The sequence below is a fragment of the Paenirhodobacter populi genome (assembly GCF_004022215.1).
Classification (GTDB): Bacteria; Pseudomonadota; Alphaproteobacteria; order Rhodobacterales; family Rhodobacteraceae; genus Rhodobacter; species Rhodobacter populi.
This window is the reverse complement of the sequence record NZ_SAUZ01000002.1, coordinates 189,593-206,052: the sequence shown is the minus strand read 5'-3', so window position 1 is coordinate 206,052 and position 16,460 is coordinate 189,593. Positions and strand designations below refer to the sequence as shown.

Annotated in this window: 12 protein-coding genes; 4 read left to right on the top strand and 8 right to left on the bottom strand. The window is 65.1% G+C overall.

Features of this window, described 5'->3' with window-relative positions:
- Positions 1 to 146 precede the first annotated feature (146 nt).
- The 4 genes from D2T30_RS02590 to D2T30_RS02575 all read left to right on the top strand — a co-directional run bounded on the left by D2T30_RS02590 (position 147) and on the right by D2T30_RS02575 (position 3,820).
- Entirely contained in the window at positions 147 to 1,748 is a 1,602-nt protein-coding gene (locus tag D2T30_RS02590) for a cytochrome ubiquinol oxidase subunit I (RefSeq protein ID WP_128207507.1), read from the top strand.
- A 6-nt stretch (positions 1,749 to 1,754) separates the two neighbouring features.
- Positions 1,755 to 2,915 carry a cytochrome d ubiquinol oxidase subunit II gene (gene cydB / locus D2T30_RS02585; RefSeq protein ID WP_128180903.1) on the top strand — a complete coding sequence of 387 codons (1,161 nt, stop codon included), beginning with the start codon at positions 1,755 to 1,757 and terminating at the stop codon, positions 2,913 to 2,915.
- Positions 2,916 to 2,929: 14 nt separating this feature from the next.
- On the top strand, positions 2,930 to 3,049 hold the full coding sequence (gene cydX / locus D2T30_RS02580; RefSeq protein ID WP_128180905.1) for a cytochrome bd-I oxidase subunit CydX: 120 nt from the start codon (positions 2,930 to 2,932) through the stop codon (positions 3,047 to 3,049).
- Between the two features lie 606 nt (positions 3,050 to 3,655).
- Positions 3,656 to 3,820, top strand: coding sequence for a hemin uptake protein HemP (locus tag D2T30_RS02575; protein ID WP_380727759.1), 165 nt, complete (start codon positions 3,656 to 3,658; stop codon positions 3,818 to 3,820).
- 92 nt (positions 3,821 to 3,912) lie between these two features.
- Here the strand turns inward: D2T30_RS02575 and D2T30_RS02570 are convergent, their stop codons facing one another.
- The 8 genes from D2T30_RS02570 to recA form a co-directional block, all read right to left on the bottom strand.
- Positions 3,913 to 6,966 (bottom strand): methyl-accepting chemotaxis protein, encoded by a 3,054-nt coding sequence (locus D2T30_RS02570; protein WP_164884184.1) that lies wholly within the window; start codon positions 6,964 to 6,966, stop codon positions 3,913 to 3,915.
- Between the two features lie 186 nt (positions 6,967 to 7,152).
- Positions 7,153 to 7,917 carry a squalene/phytoene synthase family protein gene (locus D2T30_RS02565; protein WP_128207505.1) on the bottom strand — a complete coding sequence of 255 codons (765 nt, stop codon included), beginning with the start codon at positions 7,915 to 7,917 and terminating at the stop codon, positions 7,153 to 7,155.
- On the bottom strand, positions 7,914 to 9,557 hold the full coding sequence (cimA, locus tag D2T30_RS02560; protein WP_128207504.1) for a citramalate synthase: 1,644 nt from the start codon (positions 9,555 to 9,557) through the stop codon (positions 7,914 to 7,916). The genes D2T30_RS02565 and cimA overlap by 4 nt, the downstream gene beginning before the upstream one ends.
- A 25-nt stretch (positions 9,558 to 9,582) precedes the next feature.
- Entirely contained in the window at positions 9,583 to 10,971 is a 1,389-nt protein-coding gene (cysS, locus tag D2T30_RS02555) for a cysteine--tRNA ligase (protein ID WP_128207503.1), read from the bottom strand.
- A 166-nt stretch (positions 10,972 to 11,137) separates the two neighbouring features.
- Entirely contained in the window at positions 11,138 to 11,932 is a 795-nt protein-coding gene (locus D2T30_RS02550) for a class II glutamine amidotransferase (RefSeq protein WP_128207502.1), read from the bottom strand.
- Between the two features lie 302 nt (positions 11,933 to 12,234).
- On the bottom strand, positions 12,235 to 12,525 hold the full coding sequence (locus D2T30_RS02545; RefSeq protein ID WP_128207501.1) for a DUF1330 domain-containing protein: 291 nt from the start codon (positions 12,523 to 12,525) through the stop codon (positions 12,235 to 12,237).
- Position 12,526: 1 nt separating this feature from the next.
- The gene (alaS, locus tag D2T30_RS02540; RefSeq protein WP_128207500.1) at positions 12,527 to 15,181 is read right to left on the bottom strand and encodes an alanine--tRNA ligase; all 2,655 of its coding nucleotides are present in this window, start codon (positions 15,179 to 15,181) and stop codon (positions 12,527 to 12,529) included.
- A gap of 98 nt (positions 15,182 to 15,279) precedes the next feature.
- Positions 15,280 to 16,356: a recombinase RecA gene (gene recA / locus D2T30_RS02535; RefSeq protein WP_128180921.1), complete on the bottom strand. Its 1,077-nt coding sequence runs from the start codon at positions 16,354 to 16,356 to the stop codon at positions 15,280 to 15,282.
- Positions 16,357 to 16,460 lie beyond the last annotated feature (104 nt).

The window sequence follows — 16,460 nt, the reverse complement described above, 5'->3', positions numbered from 1 at the left end:
AAACAAAACGCTGCGACCATTGGTCTCTTTGATCCCGGTCAAAGTCCGGCAGAATTCGGCGCATTAGGGTGCATCGTGCTAATGAATAGGACGAATGCATTTGTGCAGCCCCGCGGGGATGCACTGCTTCGGAAATGGAGACGAGCATGGATTTCGGGATCGTCGAGCTGTCACGGCTGCAATTTGCCATGACAGCGATGTATCACTTCCTCTTCGTGCCGCTCACCCTTGGCCTTGCGGTCATCGTGGCGATCATGGAGACGGTCTATGTCATGACCGGCCGGCCGATGTGGCGGCAAATGACAAAATTCTGGGCCTCGCTGTTCGGCATCAATTTCGTGCTGGGCGTGGCGACCGGGCTCACCATGGAGTTCCAGTTCGGCATGAACTGGAGCTACTACAGCCATTACGTCGGAGACATCTTCGGCGCACCGCTGGCGATCGAGGGGCTGATGGCCTTCTTCCTCGAAGCCACCTTCGTCGGGCTGATGTTCTTCGGCTGGGACAAGCTGAGCCGGGTCAAGCACCTGATCGTCACCTGGCTCGTAGCCATAGGCACCAATTTTTCGGCACTGTGGATCCTTATCGCGAACGGCTGGATGCAGAACCCGGTCGGCGCCCGTTTCGACCCCGCGTCGATGCGGATGGAGATGACCTCCTTCTTCGACGTCCTGTTCAACCCCGTCGCGCAATCGAAATTCGTCCATACCGTCTCGGCGGGCTATGTGACCGCCGCGATCTTCGTTCTGGGGGTCTCGGCCTGGTTCCTGCTGAAGGGTCGCCATATCGAGCTTGCCCGCCGGTCGATCGCCGTCGCGGCATCGTTCGGTCTGGCCTCGGCCTTTTCGGTCGTGCTTCTGGGCGACGAATCCGGCTACGAGGCCGGGCTGAACCAGCGCATGAAGCTCGCCGCGATCGAGGCGATGTGGGAAACGGAACCGGCGCCTGCCTCTTTCACCGCCTTCGGCATTCCTGACCAGCAGGCGCGCGAGACGAAATACGCGATCCACATCCCCTATGCGATGGGGCTGATCGGCACGCGCTCGCTGGACCAGCAGATCCCCGGCATCAACGATCTGGTGGCCGAGGGCGAAGGGCGGATCCGCTCGGGCCTGATCGCCTATGACGCGCTGATGCAGATCCGCGCCAGCCACGGCGACGTCGCCCCCGAGGTCACCGCCGCCTTCGAGGAACATTCCGCCGATCTGGGCTATTCCTTCCTGCTGAAGCGCTACCTTGACGATCCGCGCCTCGCGACCGAGGAACAGATCGTGCAGGCCTCGTGGGATACCGTTCCGCAGGTCTTCCCGCTGTTCTGGGCGTTCCGGATCATGGTCGGGCTTGGCTTCGCCTTCATCGCGGTTCTGGGCTATTTCTTCGTCGTCACCAACTTCAAGGGCATGAACTACCCGCGTTGGGCACTGCGCACCGCGGTCATCATCATTCCCGCGCCGTGGATCGCGGCCGAGATGGGCTGGTTCGTCGCCGAATTCGGGCGTCAGCCCTGGACGGTGGACGGCATCCTGCCGACCGCGCTGTCGGTGTCGCATCTCAGCGTCGCCGATCTGCTGATCACGCTGGTGATCTTCGTCGCGCTCTACACCGTTCTCTTCATCATCGAGATGGGCCTGATGCTGAAATACATCCGGAAAGGCCCGCAGGACGATGTTGCGGAAACCGAAGAATGGATGGCGCGCCACAACGCCCGTCTGAGCGGCCAGAGCCCCAACATCCAGCCCGCGGAGTAACCGGACATGATTTTGCATGATCTTATCAGCCTTGATGTGCTGCGGGTGATCTGGTGGGTGCTTCTGGGCGTCCTGCTGATCGGCTTCGCGGTGATGGACGGCTTCGATCTGGGCGCGGCGACGCTGCTGCCCTTCGTCGCCAAGACCGACGCGGAACGCCGCGTCGTGATCAACACCGTCGGCCCGGTCTGGGAAGGCAATCAGGTCTGGCTGATCCTCGGCGGCGGCGCGATCTTCGCCGCGTGGCCGCCGCTTTACGCGGTCAGCTTCTCGGGATTCTATCTGGCGATCTTCGCCATCCTCGCGGCGCTGATCCTGCGCCCCGTCGGCTTCAAGTATCGGTCGAAGCGCGAAAGCGTGCGCTGGCGCCGCAACTGGGACTGGGCGCTGTTCATCGGCGGCGCGGTCCCGGCGCTGATCTTCGGCGTGGCCTGCGGCAACGTGCTGCAAGGCGTGCCGTTCCAGCTCAACGACATGCTGATGCCGATGTATCCCGGCCCGTTCTGGTGGAAGTTCCTCGCGCTGCTGAACCCGTTCGGGATCATGGGCGGGGTGGTGTCGCTGGCCATGCTGATCACGCTCGGCGCGGCGTGGATCTCGCTCAAGACCGAGGGTGAGGTGCAAAAGCGCGCGCAGGCCGTGGGCACCGTGTCGGGCATCGTCACGATCGTCGCCTATATCCTCGCCGGCGTGTGGATGGCCTACGGGATCGAAGCCTATCAGATCGTTTCCGTGGTGCCGGCGAACGGCCCCTCGAACCCGCTGATGACCGAGGTGGTGCGCGGCGGTTCATGGATGGACAGCTATGCCGCCCGTCCGTGGATCTGGATCGCGCCGATCCTGGGCATCGTGGGGCTGGGGCTCGCCGTGCTGGGCCTGCGGGCGGGACGCGAAGGCTCGACGATGATCTTCGCGCAGCTCGGGATTTTCGGGGTGATCTCCTCGGTCGGCCTGCCGATGTTCCCGTTCATCCTGCCGTCCTCGATCCAGCCGAATGCCTCGCTGACGGTCTGGGGGGCCTCGTCCTCGCAGCTCACGCTGTTCGTGATGCTGGTCTGCGCGCTCATCTTCGTGCCGATCATCCTCGCCTACACGGCCTGGGTCTACAAGGTGCTGTGGGGCAAGGTCACCGTGGCGGAAGTCACTGAAAAACACCACTATTACTGAGAAGGGATCACGGAATGTGGTATTTCGCATGGATCCTCGGGCTGCCGCTCGCCGCGCTGGTCGCGGTGGTGAACGCGATGTGGCTCGAGATACAGGAAGATCGCAAGGCCACGGAGCGCAAGCCGCTTCGCTGAACGTCCCCGACCGGATGCGGGGATGGCCCGCATCCGGCGGCGCATGCAACACCACCATTGGCCGCCTTGGCGGCCAATGGTTTTTTCCGGGCCGTGGCCGCGACGCGATTTCGACGACCCGTCGGACCTCCGGGATGAACAGCAGGCTCCGGCATCGCGCATGATTTCCGCTTTCCGGAGTGAGCGCATGCCCAAAGGGCGGCGCAACGGGGGCCCTGCCAGCTCAGCCGTTCCGGCATTCGACGGGATGTCCCTGCACCCGAAAGTTCTCTGATCCGCCTCATCCCCCGGAATATTCAGGGAAAGACGAGAGCCGTGAACCGCTTCGCGGGACCGGAGGATGTTTGCCGATATTCCGGGACACCTTATTTCCGACTAAAAGAATCGGCTTTACAAAGCGTAGTTTTTCACTCAGGTTATTGTCATCGAAACTGACTGGAACAGGAAAGCGGCGATGCAACACGTCCAACATCCCGCCCCCGCTTCCCCGGGGGCCCATCGTTCCGAAACGCCATTGAGCTTGCGTGATCTGGTCGAGGCCATCTGCACTGGCGTCGCCTCCACGCAGGGAATTGAAATGATGCTTGACAGAATCGAGGGACTCAAATGACCGCTCCGATGAACTTCGCCACGCAGAGCTATGCCCCCGCCCTGCCCGCCCATGATGCCCGCACGCTGACCGAGGGCGGGTCGCTGGCGCAGATCGCGCTCGACGGCCAGATCTACACGCTGCGCATCACCAAGGCCGGCAAGCTGATCCTGACAAAATAAGTCCGCCCGACCGCAGGACGGACCCGTTGAACCATCATCGTGACTTCGGACCGGCCTTGCCGGTCCTTTTTTCTTTGCTCCGGCATCGACGCTCAACGGTCGTGGATATTTCCCCTGCCTTCGGGAGCCGCATGCACGAGGCGCATGGCATTGCCGGGCGACGGACGGCCGGAAGCCGCCATAGCGGCGGGGGGTTCGGGCGGCATCTCCGCCACACGCGCCGGTTTCGACGTGCGGAATTGCGCGGCGGCCGCGGCCAGAGCCTGCGCCCCCCGGGTCAGCGCATGGCTCGCGGCGGTGGTCTCCTCGAACATCGCCGCGTTGTGCTGCGTCACCTGATCGAGCTGATTGACCGCGATATTGATTTCCGAAAGGCCCGAGGCCTGTTCATGCGACGAGGCCGCGATTTCCGCCATGCGCGAGGCGATATCGTTGACGGACACCAGGATCTTTTCCAGCGCATTGCCCGTTTCGCCGACCAGATCGACACCGCACCGGACATGATTCGTTGATGCCGTGATCAGCCCGTCGATTTCCCGCGCCGCATCCGAGGATCGTTGCGCGAGTGCCCGGACCTCGGAGGCGACGACCGCGAAGCCGCGGCCCGCCTCCCCGGCACGGGCGGCCTCGACCCCGGCATTGAGCGCCAGCAGGTTCGTCTGGAACGCGATATCGTCGATCACCCCGATGATGCGCGAGATCTTGCGCGACGATTCCTCGATCTCCCCCATCGCATCGACGGCTTCCTGCACGATCCGGCCGGAGCTTTCGGCGCTTTCCCGCGCCAGCTTCACGACCCGGTTGGCATCCATCACCCCAGCCGTCGCCGAACTGACCGATGCCGTCAGCTCATCCAGCGCCGCGGCAGTCTGTTCCAGCGTCGAGGCCTGACGTTCTGTGCGGTGGCTCAGATCCTCCGCCGCATCGCTGATGTCGCGGGCCTCGCGGTCGATGCTCGCCGCATTGTCGATCACCACCTGAATGGCTTCGGACAGGTTCTGCGCCGCCACATTGAAATCCTGCCGCAACTGTTCGTATTCAAAAGGAAAATCATCCCTGATATTGATCGAGAGATCGCCCGTGGACAGCGCCTTGAGACCGATCCGCAGCGCCTCCACCACCTGTTTCTGATCTTCCAGCATCGCATCCGCGCGTTCGCGTTCCGCCTTCAGCGCGACATGCGATTCGGTCACGTCATTCGCGATGAGGACGATCTTCAGCAGGCAGCCATGCCGGTCGGGGACCGAGGTCATGCTGCCTTCTGCGATGACCAGCGGACCGCCCGCGACGCGCAGGCTGAAACGTCCGACCACCGGCTCGAGCTGCTGCAACTGTTCCCAGAAGCCTAGGGTTTCGCAGCAGATCAGAGTTTCATACGACCGGCCCTGCAGATCTTCTGCGCTGATGCCAAGCGCCGTCGACAGGTTTTCGTTCACCCGCGTCACCCGGCCCTCGGGCGACAACTCCATGATCAGCTGCGTGTTTCCGATCGCCGAAAGCAAGGCCCGGTTCATGCGGATTTCCGTCACGTCGCGCCATTCGATGACGAAGCCGATCTGCCCCTTTTCGGGCAGCGAGATTTCGTTCACGTCCAGCCCGAAGCGCACGTCCCCGACGACGATATCGACGTGATAGGGCAGATTGGCCGGATCGCCGAGGATCTCGCGCAGGTGATCGGGCATGGCATGGAAATCGCCGATCGACCGGCCCACCAGATCCTCGGTCGGGAAATCCGCATGCGACAGCCGATATTCCTCCTGCCGTGACCTCAGGAGCCTGACGAGGGCATCGTTCACGTAGATGATGACGAAATCCGAATCCACCATCATCATCGCGGCGGAGGAGGTGCGGAAGGCCGTCCCCTGTATCGTTGCCTCCAGTTGCGCCGCCTCGGCCCGGGCAAGGTCGTCGCGCAGACCTCCAAGCGCGCGGGCCATGTCGCCGACCTCATCCCCCCGTTCGGTTCCCCGGATCGCCGTATCGTATCGGCCCTCGGCGATCTTGCGGATCATCTGCGTCAACTGGGTCAGCGGTCCCGAGACGGATCGCGCCAGCAACCCCGACACCGCCGCCAGCAGCGCCAGCACCAGCCCGCCATTCACCACCATCTCGCGCGCCAGCGCCCGGGCCGGAGCATAGATCTCCTTCGTGGTCTGTTCGACGATCGCGGCGAATCTGCGACCGAAAAGATCGACCGGCGCATAGGCGGAAATCACCTCGGTCCCGTCGATCCCGCGTCCGTCCTGCTGGCCGGCTTCGCCGCGCAGGGCGCGCGTCACCACGTCCTCCGGGATGTCGAATTTCCCGTCCACCGGGCGCGGAATATCCCGCAGCGGTGTCTGCAATGTCCGCCCGCCATCCACCAGATAGCCCTGTCCCGTGGAGCCGAGCGTGTTCGGGTCGCCCATCGTGTCGCTCAGCGGCGCCAGCGGCACCTCGAACACCAGCGCGCCAAGCACCTCGCCGCCTTCGGATCGCAGCGGCACGGACAGATAGACCACGCGCGGACTTCTGGGATGGGTGAAATCGCGGGTGAACAGCGAGATGAATGGCCCGGAACTCGTCCGCGCCTCCAGCGCCTCGCGCACGACGCGGACCAGATCGGGATCGTCGCGGTTTCCGTCGAACAGGTTGGTCGCGAAATTCGCATCCTTCTGATGGGAATAGAAAACTTCCCCGCCCGGCCCGACCAGAAAGATGTCCAGAAGGCCGTTCTGTTCGACCAGCGCCGAAAAGGTCCCGCTATAGCGGCGGTGCTGCAGGGTATAGTCGCTCAGATGCGGCACCACGCCCGGCTGGGAATATCCCCCATCGGGCGCAACATGGTCGACGAAGATCCGCCGCAGTTCCGGCCCCGGGTCGGGGCCGATCCGCTCCCACGCCGTCTGGAAATCCCGCGCGGCGCGCAAGGCCCCCGCGCTCAACCCCGCCGCGCGGATCGAGGAAAGCTGCTGCTCGGACCAGTGCCGCAACACCTCTCGGCGGCTGCCAAGCGCCTGTTCCAGCCGCTGCGTGCCATGGGTGATCAGCATGGTCGAGGCCAGATGGTAGGACGACAGCCCCATGATCGCCAGCGCCACGAAGGACACGGACACCAGCATGAGCGGCAGTTTCGTCCCGAGCCGCAGATTCAGCGCGATCGACATCCTTGTCTCCGACAACATTCCCGCGCGCGCCTTGCCCCCGAACCGGCTCCTTCATTCTTCCATAAATATCCCGGGGGTGAGGCCGCAGGCCGAGGGGGCAGCGCCCCCTTGCGCCCCATCCGAAACGCGCTTCCGGCACAGGTTGACCGCGGGACCTGAAGATTCGCTTAAAATTCCCGCGCCGGATCAGAGCCGGAATGCCGCCACCAACAGGCTGAAACGACGGGAAAACTCCGACCCGCCCAAGGTGCCGTCGAAAACCCGGTGCGGCGTCTTTCGGGCGCGCATCAGAATCGCCCGCGCCTGCCATCCCGGCAAGGCCGCCAGCCGCGCCGCATGCGACGCCCGCCGCAGCCCTGTCCGCGCCCGGCCAAGCCGATGCCACCCATCCGCCGCCAGGTCCGTCGCTTCGTCCGGGTGCAGTGCCGGGCGCCCGCGGCGGGCCATCTCAGGCACGGCCGTCAGCCAGGCCGCCAGTCCCGCCGCCGTTCCGAATTCCGACAACAGATCCAGCTCCGCCGGCGCCGCGCCAAGCGCCACCGCTGCGGCCCGGTAAACCTGCCCCGAGGTCGCGGCCAGATAGTCCCACACCTCCGCCGTATCCGCGAATCCCTCGGCCCAGCAATCCCGCCGCCGCGCCTCGGCAACGGTCAGCAGGGCCTCCGCCAGCGGCGGTTGAGCCGCCAGCGCGGGCCCAAGGATGTGGTCGGGCGCGCGCCCCTCTTCCGCCAGCTCCGACAGCGCATCCACCCACCATTGCAGACGCATCTCGGCCACCAGCGGCTCGGCCGAGGCCCAGGGTGCCCGCGCGATTTCCAGATTGACGGCATAAAGCGGCCACAGCCGCCCCCGCAGCTCCGCCGGGGTCGCCATCGTCGCGGCAAAACGGTCGGGATCGCCCGCCGCGACCAGATCGGCCGCGGCGGCCATGCTGGCGGCCAGATCGGTCATGCCGCCGCCGCGACAGGTTCCGCCCCATCGCGCGCCAGTTTCCAGTTGATCGCGTCCAGCAGCGCCTCGAACGAGGCATCGACGATATTCGCCGATACGCCCACGGTGGACCAGCGCCGGCCCTGTCCGTCCTCGCTGTCGATGATGACGCGGGTCACCGCCTCGGTCCCGCCATGGGTGATCCGCACCTTGAAATCGACAAGCTTCATGTCGTCGATGAAATGCTGATAGGGTCCCAGATCCTTGGCCAAAGCCGTCGCCAGCGCGTTCACCGGCCCGCCATCCGAGCCATCGGCGATCGTCCCTTCGGAGGCGCTCATCTTCCGCTCGCCACCGATCCGGACAACGACCAGCGCCTCGGACAGATGCCCCATCCGGCCCCGCGCATCGCGCTTGCGCTCGACCGTGACGCGGTAGCGCTCCACCTCGAAGAATTCCGGCATCAGGCCCAGATCGCGCCGCGCCAACAGCTCAAAGCTCGCCTGCGCGCCGTCATAGGCATAGCCATGCTCCTCGCGCAGCTTGATTTCCTCCAGAATCCCGGCCAGACGCGGGTCCTTCGGGTCGACCGCGATCCCCATCGCCGCCAGCCGCGCCCGCAGGTTCGACAGCCCCGCCTGATTGGACATCGGGATCAGCCGGCTGTTGCCGACCAGCTCCGGCGCGACATGTTCATAGGTCGCCGGATCCTTGAGGATCGCCGAGGCATGCAGCCCCGCCTTGTGCGTAAACGCCGAAGCCCCGACGTAGGGGGCCGAGCGCAGCGGCACCCGGTTGAGAATGTCGTCGAGCCGGCGCGAGATCCGCGTCAGCCCGCGCAGGGCCTCGGCCGGCACCCCGGTCACAAAGCGCGACCGGAACGGCTCCTTCAGCGCCAGCGTCGGGATCAGCGTCGTCAGATTCGCATTGCCGCAACGCTCGCCAAGACCGTTCAGCGTGCCCTGCACCTGCCGCACCCCGGCCTCGACCGCCGCCAGCGAACAGGCGACGGCGTTTCCGGTATCGTCATGCGCATGGATGCCCAGCCGGTCGCCCGGGATTCCCGCATCGATCACCGCCCGCACGATCCGGCCGATCTCGCCGGGCAGCGTGCCGCCATTCGTATCGCACAGCACGATCCAGCGCGCCCCGGCCTCAAACGCCGCGCGCAGACATTCCAGCGCATAGCCCGGATCGGCGCGATAACCGTCAAAGAAATGCTCCGCGTCGAACAACGCCTCGCGCGTCGCCGCCGCATGGGCGACCGAGGCGCGGATGTTTTCCACATTCTCCGCTAGCGACAGGCCAAGCGCCGCCGTCACCTGCCAGGGATGCGCCTTGCCGACCAGACAGACCGCCTCGGTCCCGGCATTCATCACCGCCGCCAGAACCTCGTCATTCGCGGCGGAGCGCCCGGCCCGCTTCGTCATCCCGAAGGCCGTGAAGGTCGCCCGCGTGCGCGGCCTCTCGGCAAAGAAATCGCTGTCGGTCGGATTCGCCCCGGGCCATCCCCCCTCGATGTAATCCACACCAAGCGTATCCAGCGCCCGCGCCACCGCGATCTTCTCGGCGACCGAGAATTGCACCCCCGCCGTTTGCTGGCCGTCGCGCAGCGTCGTATCGTAAAGATACAGCCGCTCCCGCAGATCCTGCTCGCTCATCTTCTCCTCCGTCAGCCCGGTTCCGTCAGTTCAGGGGCGGCAATCGCGCCGGATCGAAGCCCACGCCGGGCAGCAGTTCGACGCCCGCTTTCGACATCCGCACCTCGACCCCGGCATCCAGAAGCGCCGCCTTGAACGCATCCACCGGGGCGAAATCCTTCGCCTGCATCGCCGTCGCCCGCAGCGCCGCCAAATGATCCGCATGGGCCGTCAGATCCGCCTTCGGCGCCACCCAGTCGCCCATGTGATCCTCAAGCAGCCCCAGCATCCGCGCCGAGGTCTTCAGAAGCGCCGGATCCCCCGTCATCGCATGCAGCTCGGCAAGGGCGCCCGCTGTATTGAGGTCGTCGCTCAGCGCGGCGATGACCGAGGGCGCCGGGCTCGGAGCGGGCTCGATGCCCGCGACGAGACCACGCCACTTGCGCAACACCGCCTCGGCCTGCGCGGCCTTCTCGGCGGTCCAGTCCATCGGCTTCGTGTAATGCGTCTGCAGGAACACGAACCGGATCACCTCGCCCGGAATCCCCCGGTCCAGCAGGTCGCGCACGGTGAAGAAATTGCCGAGCGACTTCGACATCTTCTTGCCCTCGACCTGCAGCATTTCATTGTGCAACCAGTAGCGGGCAAAGCTCCCCTCGGGATGGGCGCAGCAGCTCTGCGCGATCTCGTTCTCATGATGCGGGAATTGCAGGTCGATGCCGCCGCCATGGATGTCGAACGTATCCCCCAGAAGCTCATATGACATCGCCGAGCATTCGATATGCCAGCCCGGACGCCCACGCCCCCAGGGGCTGTTCCAGCCCGGCAACTCTTCATCCGAAGGCTTCCACAGGACGAAATCCAGCGGATCCTCCTTGAAGGGCGCCACCTCGACCCGCGCGCCGGCAATCATGTCATCGACCGAGCGTCCCGACAGCGCGCCATAGTCCTGATACGACCGCACGCGGAACAGCACATGGCCATCCTTGGCATAGGCATGGCCCGACAGGATCAGACGCTCGATCATCGCGATCATCGCGCCGATATAGGCCGTCGCGCGCGGCTCCGCATCCGGGCGCAGCGCGCCGAGCGCATCCATATCGGCGTGATACCAGCCGATCGTCTCCACCGTGCGTTCGTGGATCAGCTGTTCCAGCGTGCCTTCCGCCCCCGCGTCCTTGCGCGCCTTCGCCGTCGCGTTGATCTTGTCATCGACATCGGTGAAATTGCGCACATAGGTCACGCTGTCCTCGCCATAGACATGGCGCAACAGGCGGTAGAGCACGTCGAAGACCACGACCGGCCGGGCATTGCCCAGATGCGCCCGGTCATAGACGGTGGGGCCGCACAGATACATCCGCACATCGTCGGGATCGATCGGGGCGAAGACCTCCTTGCGGCGGGTCTTGGAATTATGCAGGCGTAGCTCGGTCATGGGTCCTCGCGGGGCTTCGCGCGGGCCTGGCTGGTTCACCTGTAGGGATGGAAGAACGCGCCCGCGTGACGATGTCAGCGGATGATAATGATGCAGGTGGTGATGGCACGGATCTTCATGCCGCTCTTCTAGCCTGCCCGGCTCCGCCGCACAAGCGTTTCAAGCGTCAGGCCGCAATGGAACAGGCGACGGGGCGGAACGGCTCGATCCGCACGTCCCGGCCCTCGAAGGTGCAAAAGGCACCCTGCGGGATCTCGCTCCAGTCGTGCTCGCCCTCTTCCAGCGGTTCCGAGACCACCGCCTGCCCCATACGGCTGTCCGACCAGCGATGATACAGCGTCGGCGCCTGATCGTCCGAGGAATAGCGCACCGCATACAGCCTCTCGCCATCCGCCAGCGCCGCCGTCAGCCGCAGATAGGGCGCATGGCCGCGCGCCCGCGCGAGCGCCTCGAACCGCGCCGTCGCCCGTTCGAGCGCGCCTTTCGGATCCTGCTCCAGCCCCTCGGAAATCGCGACAAGGAACAGCGCCTCGCTGTCCGTCGCACCGCGCCGGAACGGGTAGAGATCGTCGGGAATCATCATCTCCGCCGCACGGCGAAAGGCGTCATAGCCGCCGATCTGGCCATTGTGCATGAAGGACCAGCGGCCATGGGTGAACGGATGGCAGTTGTTGCGCGAACTCGCCGTCCCGGTCGAGGCCCGCACATGCGCAAGGAACAGCCGCGATTTCACCGTCGCCGTCAGCGATTTCAGGTTCTGATCCGACCAGGCGGGCATCGCGTCGCGATAGAGCCCCGGTTCCGGCTTTTCGCCATACCACGCGATCCCGAAGCCATCGGCATTGATCGCCGTATGGCATTGCGTCGCGCACTGGCTTTGCCGGATCAGCGAATGGCCGGGCCGGCTGATGATGTCTTCAAGAAAGATCGGTTGCCCGATATAGGCCGCCCAACGACACATGCCCTGCCTCTGTTCGCCCGTCCGGCTTTCTGCGCCGCGGCAAAAGATAGCCGAACCGGACCATTTGTAAACGTGCGATGACGCCGCACATGGCATGATCATCGCCGAAAATCAGCGCCCTGTTCCCCGAAGATCAGGGAGGACCATTCCCCGCCGGCCCTGTCCCGCGCGCCTCACGCCCGAAACACCCCCTGCCTTCATTCTTCCACAAATATCCCGGGGGTGAATTTGCGCTCTAGCGCAAAGAGGGGGCAGCGCCCCCTGCTCCGCCCGCAGCATGCGAAACCGATACGAGGATGCGCCTAGTCCGCCGCCTCGACGACCACCAGATCCCGCTCCGACGTGCCATTGGTCAGCGCCAACGCGGCCTGATATTCCGGGCTGTGGTAGCAGGCTTCCGCCTGCTCCACGCTCGGGAACCAGATCACCACATGGCGCCCGCGTTCCCGGCCCTCAAGCGTCACGTAGCGCGTGCCGCGGGCGAGGATCCTGCCGCCGAACTTGTCGAAGGCCGGCCCCGCCGCCTTGGCATAGGCGCCATGCGCCTCCGGGTCGGTGACGGTGATATGCGCGATCCAATAGGCTCCCGGCATCTTACACCCCCGCGATCACGGCGCGCACCGCCGCCACGGCCTCTTCGGCCTTCGACGGATCCGAGCCGCCCGCCTGCGCCATGTCCGGACGGCCGCCGCCGCCCTTGCCGCCCAGAACGACCGCCGCCGCCTTGACCAGATCGACCGCAGAAACCCGCGCCGTCAGATCGCCGGTGACACCCGCCGCCACAGCCGCCTTGTCGCCGGTATCGGCCACGACCACCACCGCGCCGGACCCGATCCGCTCTTTCAGCGCATCGACGAGCGGCGGCAGATCCTTGCCCGTCACCCCCGACACGACCTGACCAAGGAATTTGATCCCGTTGATCTCCTCGGCCTCCGGCGTGCCCGAGGCACCGCCCGCCATGGCCAGCTCGCGGCGCAGTTGCGCCACTTCGTTCGTCAGATGGCGGCGTTCCTCGGCCAGCACATGGACGCGGTCCACCACCTCGCCCGGCGAGGTCTTCAGCACCGCCGCGACCTCGTGCAGCTTCTCGTCCTGCGCCTTGAGGTAATCGAGCGCCGCCTGCCCGGTCAGCGCCTCGAACCGGCGCACGCCGGCCGACGAGGCGCTGTCACCAAGCGCCACGAAGGCCCCGATGTCGCCCGTGCGGTTCACATGCGTGCCGCCGCACAGCTCGATCGAATAGGTCTTGCCGTCGGTGCCCTTGCCCGAGCCCGGCAGTTCGCCCATCGAGACGACGCGCACCTCATCGCCATATTTCTCCCCGAACAGGGCCTGCGCGCCAAGCGCGCGGGCATCGTCGGGCGCCATGATGCGGGTCGTCACCGGGGTGTTCTGGCGGATGAAATCGTTCACCTCATGCTCGACCCGGGTGACTTCCTCGGGCGTCATCGCCTTGGAATGGCTGAAGTCGAAGCGCAACCGGTCCTCGGCGTTCAGCGAGCCCTTCTGTGCTACGTGATCGCCAAGGGCGCGACGCAAAGCCTCGTTCAGCAGGTGGGTGGCCGAGTGGTTCGCCCGGATCGCCGAACGCCGCTTGTGGTCGACCTCGAGCTGCGCGCCCTGGCCTTGGCTGATCTCGCCCATCGTCACCTCGGCGACATGGATGAACACGCCCGCGACCTTGCGCGTGTCGGTCACATGCGCCTCGCCGGTCTCGGTGCGGATGATGCCCGCATCGCCGACCTGACCGCCCGATTCCGCATAGAACGGCGTCTGATTGACAACGATCTGCACCTTGCCCTTGGCGGTCTTGACGGGCTTGCCATCCTCGACCAGCGCAAGGATCTGGCCCTCCGCCGCCTCGGTGTCATAGCCGAGGAATTCGGTCACGCCCTTGTCAGCCGCGATCTCGAACCAGATTTTCGCATCCTTCGTCTCGCCCGACCCGGCCCAGCTGGCCCGCGCCTTGGCCTTCTGCTCGGCCATCGCGGCGTCGAAGCCGTTGGTGTCGACGGTGCGGCCCTTCTCGCGCAGCGCATCCTGCGTGAGATCGAGCGGGAAGCCATAGGTGTCATAGAGCTTGAAGGCCGCCTCGCCCGGCAGTTCCGCCCCTTCGGGCAGCTTCGCCAGTTCGTCGTCCAGAAGCTTCAGCCCGCGGTCCAGCGTCTGGCCGAACTTCGCCTCTTCGAGCTTCAGCGTCTCCTCGATCAGTGCCTCGGCGCGGACGAGTTCCGGATAGGCCGCGCCCATCTGCCGGATCAGCGCCGGAACCAGACGATACATCACCGGATCCTTGGCGCCCAGCATATGCGCATGGCGCGCGGCGCGGCGCAGGATGCGGCGCAGCACATAGCCGCGCCCGTCGTTCGAGGGCATCACCCCGTCGGCGATCAGGAAGGAGGTCGACCGCAGATGGTCGGCGATGACGCGGTGATGCACCTTGCCCGGGCCGTCCGGATCGGTGCTGGTGGCGTTCGCCGAGGCCTCGATCAGATAGCGCATCAGATCGGTGTCGTAGTTGTCCGTCTTGCCCTGCAGCAGCGCGCCGATCCGTTCGAGCCCCATGCCCGTGTCGATCGACTGCATGTCGAGCGTGCGCATCGAGCCGTCCTCGAACTGCTCGTTCTGCATGAAGACGTTGTTCCAGATCTCGATGAAACGGTCGCCGTCTTCCTCGGCCGAGCCGGGCGGGCCGCCCCAGATCTTGTCGCCGTGGTCGTAGAAGATTTCCGTGCAGGGGCCACAGGGGCCGGTCGGCCCCATCTGCCAGAAGTTGTCCTTGGTCGGGATGCGGATGATCCGGTCATCGGGCAGACCGGCGATCTTCTTCCACAGGGCCGCCGCCTCGTCATCCGTGTGATAGACGGTGACCAGCAGACGATCCTTCGGAATGTCGAAATCCTTCGTCAGCAATTCCCAGGCAAAGGTGATCGCGCCTTCCTTGAAATAATCGCCGAAGGAGAAATTCCCCAGCATTTCAAAGAAGGTGTGGTGGCGCGCCGTATAGCCCACATTATCGAGGTCATTGTGCTTGCCACCCGCGCGGACGCATTTCTGCGCGGTGGTGGCGCGGACGTAATCGCGCTTCTCGACGCCGGTGAAGCAGTTCTTGAACTGCACCATCCCGGCATTGGTGAACATCAGCGTCGGGTCGTTGCGCGGCACGAGCGGCGAGCTGGGCACCACGCGGTGGCCGTGTCGTTCAAAATAGCTCAGGAACGTCGAGCGGATATCGTTAAGGCTGGGCATGTCTGTGGCCTTCCGGAAGTTTGAACCCGTTTAGCGCCCACGCCCGCGCCTGTCCAGAAAGCAAAAGGCCGGGCGCGAAGGCCCGGCCTTGGTTTTGCTCACTCCTCGGTGACGGCGTCGTCGCCCTCGCCGCCCTGGAGGCCGAAGTCGAGCCCGTGGCTCGCGCGGATCTTGTCCTCGATCTCATAGGCGATGTCGGGGTTGGTGCGCAGGAACTGCTTGGCGTTCTCGCGGCCCTGGCCGATGCGCTCGTCGCCGTAGGAATACCAGGCACCGGATTTCTCCACTACGCCGGCCTTGACGCCAAGGTCGATCAGCTCGCCGACCTTGGAAATCCCCTCGCCATACATGATGTCGAACTCGACCTGACGGAACGGCGGCGCCACCTTGTTCTTGACCACCTTGACGCGGGTCGAGTTGCCCACCACCTCGTCGCGGTCCTTGATCGCGCCGGTGCGGCGGATGTCGAGCCGGACCGAGGCGTAGAATTTCAGCGCATTGCCGCCCGAGGTGGTTTCCGGGTTGCCGAACATCACGCCGATCTTCATGCGGATCTGGTTGATGAAGATCACCATGCAGTTCGACTTGCCGATCGAGGCGGTCAGCTTGCGCATCGCCTGGCTCATCAGCCGCGCCTGCGCGCCGACGGTGGCATCGCCCATGTCGCCCTCGATTTCCGCCTTCGGCGTCAGCGCGGCGACCGAATCGACCACCACCATGCTGACCGCGCCGGACCGCACCAGCGTATCGACGATTTCCAGCGCCTGTTCCCCGGTGTCGGGCTGCGAGATCAGCAGATCGTCGAGGTTCACCCCGAGCTTCTTAGCGTAAAGCGGGTCGAGCGCATGTTCCGCGTCGACAAAGGCGCAGACCCCGCCCTTCTTCTGTTCCTCGGCGATGCAATGCAGCGTCAGCGTGGTTTTCCCCGAGCTTTCCGGCCCGTAGATCTCGATGATCCGCCCCTTGGGCAGCCCGCCGATGCCAAGCGCGATGTCGAGGCCAAGCGATCCGGTCGAGGTCGATTCGATCTCGGCCGCCGGATTGTCGCCGCCGAGCTTCATGATCGCGCCCTTGCCGAACTGCCGTTCGATCTGCGCGAGAGCCGAATCCAGCGCCTTCTGCTTGTCCGCGTTGCGTTTGTCGTTCATCTCGAAAAGGCCTGCCGTTACTGCCATCTGACGCTTCCTTATCCCATAGCGCGTCGCCCACGGCAATCGCGGGGCCCAACGCGGGTGTTCACCACTCGTTCTCGCCAATATGAGAACTTTTCAGGAACAAT

Excerpts from the sequence above, each read along its gene's own strand:
- D2T30_RS02590 (WP_128207507.1), top strand. The coding sequence starts at position 147 with ATGGATTTCGGGATCGTCGAGCTGTCACGGCTGCAATTTGCCATGACA.
- cydB (WP_128180903.1), top strand. The coding sequence starts at position 1,755 with ATGATTTTGCATGATCTTATCAGCCTTGATGTGCTGCGGGTGATCTGG.
- cydX (WP_128180905.1), top strand. The coding sequence starts at position 2,930 with ATGTGGTATTTCGCATGGATCCTCGGGCTGCCGCTCGCCGCGCTGGTC.
- D2T30_RS02575 (WP_380727759.1), top strand. The coding sequence starts at position 3,656 with ATGACCGCTCCGATGAACTTCGCCACGCAGAGCTATGCCCCCGCCCTG.
- D2T30_RS02570 (WP_164884184.1), bottom strand. The coding sequence starts at position 6,966 with ATGTCGATCGCGCTGAATCTGCGGCTCGGGACGAAACTGCCGCTCATG.
- D2T30_RS02565 (WP_128207505.1), bottom strand. The coding sequence starts at position 7,917 with ATGACCGATCTGGCCGCCAGCATGGCCGCCGCGGCCGATCTGGTCGCG.
- cimA (WP_128207504.1), bottom strand. The coding sequence starts at position 9,557 with ATGAGCGAGCAGGATCTGCGGGAGCGGCTGTATCTTTACGATACGACG.
- cysS (WP_128207503.1), bottom strand. The coding sequence starts at position 10,971 with ATGACCGAGCTACGCCTGCATAATTCCAAGACCCGCCGCAAGGAGGTC.
- D2T30_RS02550 (WP_128207502.1), bottom strand. The coding sequence starts at position 11,932 with ATGTGTCGTTGGGCGGCCTATATCGGGCAACCGATCTTTCTTGAAGAC.
- D2T30_RS02545 (WP_128207501.1), bottom strand. The coding sequence starts at position 12,525 with ATGCCGGGAGCCTATTGGATCGCGCATATCACCGTCACCGACCCGGAG.
- alaS (WP_128207500.1), bottom strand. The coding sequence starts at position 15,181 with ATGCCCAGCCTTAACGATATCCGCTCGACGTTCCTGAGCTATTTTGAA.
- recA (WP_128180921.1), bottom strand. The coding sequence starts at position 16,356 with ATGGCAGTAACGGCAGGCCTTTTCGAGATGAACGACAAACGCAACGCG.